Here is a 4,349-nt window from a genome sequence, read left to right as displayed (position 1 = left end):
GCTACTGCCGGACGCGCAGGCGCGGGCGCTGTACGAGCAACTGGGCGCAGCGCTGGCGCAGCGACGGCTGCGCTGGTGAGCGCGCGCGGCGGCGCTGCGCGTCAGCGACGCGCGCCGCGCCCCCAGTAGCCGATGCGGCGGCGGATCTTCAGCTTGCGCCACAGGTTCAGCGGCTTGCGCCGCGGGTTGCGCGCGCCCTCGGCGACGAAGTCGTCGATCGCTTGCAGCACGCGCTCACTGGACTGGCCGTCGCGGTAGGGATGCAGGCCATCGGCGAATTCGCGGATCGCCGCCATCAGTTCCGGCGGCCGCTGCAGCGCGCGGCGGATCGCCGGTTCGAACTGCGCCGGATCGTCGATGTCGATCAGCTGCGGCCCCGGACGCCGGTTCTTGAAGGTCACCACCGGCTTGTAGGTGAGCAGGAACTCGTTGAGCGCGGACGAGGTGTCCGAGCACATCATGTCCACCTGCGGGAACAGTTCCAGGATGTTGTCGTTGTCGGCGAAACGCAGGTACTCGCTCTCCAGCGCGCGGTAGCGCGCGACCATCGCCGGATCCATCTTCGGATGGAAGGTGACGATCCAGCGCCATTCGCCGCTGCGCGAGAGTCGCGCAACTTCGTCGTAGAGGATGCCAGCCGCGCTCCACGACGGCGAGAACGTGGAGTGGTACAGGATCACCGGCGGCTGCCGGACCGGCGCCAGTTCCGCGCCGATCTCGCGCATGAACGGATCGATCTTGGGGAAGCCGGTTTCCTTGACCGCGAAGTGGCCGAGCTTGCGCGCCAGCGCGCCGAACGCGGCGGTGTCGCGCGGGCCGGTGGTGCAGTACAGGTCGAAGAAGCCGCGCACGTAGATGTGCCGCGGCTTGCCGGCGTCGAAGCCGTGGAAGGTCTCGACCTTCACTCCGGGGAAGAAATGCGGCACCGCGTTGCTGGAGGTGATCACCGCGTACGGATCCCACGCCAGCACCTCCTCCACCGTCGCCAGGTGGCGCTCGTCGGCGCTCAGGTCCTCGGCGCCGGGGCCATCGAAGAACCATGCCGCCTCGTCGCCGCGCGCGCGGATCGCCGCCTGCAGCGGGCGCAGGATCGCCAGCGCATAGCGCTCGGACCCGTACAGCAGATAGTGCTTGCTCATCAGTGCTCCAGATCGTGCCGTTGCAGTTGCGCCCGCGCCTGTTCCACCGAGGCCGGGTTGACCTGCATCTCGTAGTAGCGCATGCGCTTGTACAGCGCGTAGCTGGCCGCGGTCTGCGCCACCACGAAGCCGCGCCAGCCGTCGAGGAAGGCCAGCCGCAGCAGATAGTCCTTGAGGAAGGCGCCGGCGAACACGAACGGGCTCTGCCACATTCTCACCGGCTTGCGCTTGTCGCGCCAGCCGAGCGCCTTGAGTTCGGCGTAGCGCAGCACCTTGAGCTGCTTGTGTACCAGCGTCGGGTTGTGCAGATGGTTGAACGGCGGCGCGAACTCGGCGCTGGCGCCGTCGAAGCGCAGCGATTCGTGCACCCGCGCATCGCTCCAGCGCGCGCGTCCGCGGTGGTACAGCCGCGCCAGGCGCTCGCCGACCATCGGTTTGTACCAGCGCATCGGCGCGCCCATGTACCAGGTGCTGCGGCGCAGCCACACCGCGTCCACGCGGTCCTCGGCGAGCAGTTGCGGCAACCGCGCCAGGCACTCGGCGCGCAACGCGTCGGACAGGAACTCGTCCGCGTCCAGCACCAGGATCCAGTCGTGCGCGGCCTGGGTGGAGGCGAAGTTGCGCTGCGGGCCGAAGCCCAGCCAGGCCTGCTCGACCACGCGCGCGCCGTGCGCGCGGGCGATCGCCACGGTGTCGTCGGTGCTGCCGCAGTCCACCACCAGCTTGTCGGCGGCGAACGGCACGCTGTCCAGGCAGCGCGCGATGTTGGCGGCCTCGTTGTAGGTCATCACCACCAGGCTCAGCGGCAGGGTGGCGGCGGCAGCGTCGGCCATGGCGCGCGGTATCCGGAAGTCAGGCGCGGTGCCGGCGGTCGGCGCCAGGCGCCGCGCCGCCCGGCGATGCGGGATCGGCAGTCTACCGGCTTCGCGCGGCGCCTTCAGCGCCCGGGGCCGGCACCGCCTCGCGCGCGGCCAGCCCGATCAGCACACCGACCAGCGCCACGTAGAAGCCGGTGCTCACCTGGTGCGCGAACATCGATTGGGTCATGCCGCACAGGATGTAGGCCGCCACCACCATGATCCCGGCTGCCGCGGCGCCGTGGAAATGCGGCTGCGGCCGGCGCCGGTACAGGCGCAGCAGCAGCCACAGCGGCACGCCGTACACCATCAGGATCAGCATGGTGCCGGGCAGGCCCTGGGTCGCGCTCCACTCGGCCAGGTCGTTGTGCGCATGACCCAGGTGGCAGCGCTCGACGAAGCCCTTGCGGCAGTCCGGCAGGCGCAGCATGGCGTTGTCGAAGCGGCCCACGCCGACCCCGACCACCGGGTGTTCGACGAAGGTCGCCGCCGCCACCTGCAGGCGCTCGATGCGCGCGCCGGCCGAGGAATCGCTGTCGCCGCGCTCGTAGCGCTGCACATCGTGATGCAGTTCGGCCAGGCGGGTCTGCTTGGTCAGCGCCGGCACGCTCAGTACCAGCACCGCCGCCAGCGCGGTGCACGCGCCCAGGATCATCAGCCGCGTCGCGCTGTCGCGCCAGCGCAGGCACAGCGCGCTGACCACCAGCAGCAACAGCACGCCCAGCCACACGCCGCGGCTGCCGCTGAGCAGGATGACGATGCCGCCGGCCACCACCGCGGCGACGGCCCACGGCCATTGCCCGCGCGGCCGGCAGAACACCGCCAGCACCATCAGCATCAGCACCACATCGGCCAGCACGATGGCGTTGGTCCAGCCCTCGGCACGCGGCTGGCCCTGCAACACCTGCACGCTGGCCAGCACCAGGGCGGCGAGGATGCCGAGCAGCGCGCCCCACCACAGCAGGCGCTGCGGCGGCCGCAGGGCGTAGGTCCACAGCGCCGCCCACGGCAGCACCAGGAAGCGGGTGCGGTTGTCGATGTCCTTCAGCGGCTGGCCGAAGTACAGCACCGAGCACAGCGACAGCCCGATCACCAGCAGCGCCAGGATCCACAGCCAGCGCAGCGACGGCTGCATCGGCGCCACCGCCTGGCGCAGCCGCGGCAGGGCCAGCAGGCTGGTCGCCAGCAGCAGCAGGCCGAACGGCAGCAGGCCGCTGGGGATGCTGATCACCAGCGCCGGCAGGCACAGCAGCGCGAGCGCCGCGCCGCGCTCGGCCAGTGACTGGCGCGAGAACGCGGAAACGGCATGGCGTGGCGCGATCGGCTGGGACATCAAGGAGGGAAGACCGTGGAGAGGGGGTGGTCGGCGATGATCCGGGGCGCTTCCCTAACCCGGCCTGACCTGCTCGCGATCGGCGCCATGGCTGGCCGGCACGGCGGGCGGCGGCGTTTCCCCGAGCAGATCGGCCACCGCCGCGCGCAGGCGCTCGCCGAACTCGCGCCGGCGCGTCTCGAAGAAGCCGCGCGCGGCCGTGCCCAGGGCGTCGCACTGCATCGGCGACATCGCCAGCGCCTGCCTCATCGCCTGCTCGAGGCCGGCGGCCTCGATCCGGTAGCGCACGCCGAAATTATCCGGCCCCTCGCCGACCGGGTCGATCAGCACGCCCCGCTCGGCGCTCACCAGCTCGTTCATCGGCGCCCCGTTGGTGGTGATCACCACCGCGCCGACGCTCAGCGCTTCCATGATGTAGTGGCCGAAGCCCTCCACCTCGGACGGACACAGGTGGAAGCGGTGCGCGTTCTGCAGCCGCCGCAGTTCCTGCTGGTCCAGGTAGCCGGTCAGGTAGTCGATGTTCTCGGCCTCGATCGGGTGGGACTTCTTCGCGCTCTGCACCACGGTCAGCCGCGGCCACTCGGGGTGCCGCGCCCAGGTCTGCAGCAGCAGCGCCGTGCCCTTGGCCGAACTGCGCCCGGCCACATGCAGGCAGGCGCGCTCGCGCGGGACCTCAGGACGGTAGCAATCGTCGCTGCAAAAGCCGATGAAGGCGGTCGGCGCCATCGTGGAGAACCGCTGCTCGGCCTGGCGGGTCTTGCACAGCACCTGGGCGAAGCGCGGCAGGCAGCGCAGCCACTTGTGCCGGAACCACTCCGGGTTGGGGATCAGGGCATTGCGCAAGCCGCTGCCCAGGCAGCGCGGATACACCCGCTCCAGGAAGATCTGCAGGTCGGCACGCCCGAACAGCAGGCTGCGCAGGAACAGGCGCAGTTCGCGCAGGCGGTTGGCCATGCGCACGGTGCCGAAGCCCAGCACCTCCACGCGGTAGCGGCCGGTCTCGCGCAGCAGGTCGGCGAC

Annotated in this window: 4 protein-coding genes; all 4 read right to left on the bottom strand. The window is 70.9% G+C overall.

Going from position 1 to position 4,349, the window contains the following annotated elements:
* Positions 1-101: 101 nt before the first annotated feature.
* Positions 102-1,139, bottom strand: coding sequence for a CDP-glycerol glycerophosphotransferase family protein (locus tag D180_RS08530; RefSeq protein WP_017912467.1), 1,038 nt, complete (start codon positions 1,137-1,139; stop codon positions 102-104).
* The gene (locus tag D180_RS08525; RefSeq protein ID WP_017912466.1) at positions 1,139-1,972 is read right to left on the bottom strand and encodes a glycosyltransferase family 2 protein; all 834 of its coding nucleotides are present in this window, start codon (positions 1,970-1,972) and stop codon (positions 1,139-1,141) included. Before D180_RS08525 ends, D180_RS08530 begins: the two co-directional genes overlap by 1 nt.
* A gap of 82 nt (positions 1,973-2,054) precedes the next feature.
* A complete protein-coding gene (locus D180_RS08520; RefSeq protein WP_017912465.1) occupies positions 2,055-3,329 on the bottom strand; it encodes an O-antigen ligase in 1,275 nt (424 codons plus the stop codon).
* Between the two features lie 54 nt (positions 3,330-3,383).
* The coding region (locus D180_RS08515; RefSeq protein ID WP_017912464.1) for a glycosyltransferase at positions 3,384-4,349 on the bottom strand (966 nt) is incomplete at its 5' end.

Origin of the sequence: Xanthomonas sp. SHU 166 (genome assembly GCF_000364685.1) — a bacterium.
Classification (GTDB): domain Bacteria; phylum Pseudomonadota; class Gammaproteobacteria; order Xanthomonadales; family Xanthomonadaceae; genus Xanthomonas_A; species Xanthomonas_A sontii.
Note: the sequence above shows the minus strand (reverse complement) of the source record. Positions and strands in the feature narration are given on the sequence as shown.

What these genes read in the sequence shown, in the direction of transcription:
- D180_RS08525 (WP_017912466.1), bottom strand. Translation starts at nt 1,972, where the DNA reads ATGGCCGACGCTGCCGCCGCCACCCTGCCGCTGAGCCTGGTGGTGATG.
- D180_RS08530 (WP_017912467.1), bottom strand. Translation starts at nt 1,139, where the DNA reads ATGAGCAAGCACTATCTGCTGTACGGGTCCGAGCGCTATGCGCTGGCG.
- D180_RS08520 (WP_017912465.1), bottom strand. Translation starts at nt 3,329, where the DNA reads ATGTCCCAGCCGATCGCGCCACGCCATGCCGTTTCCGCGTTCTCGCGC.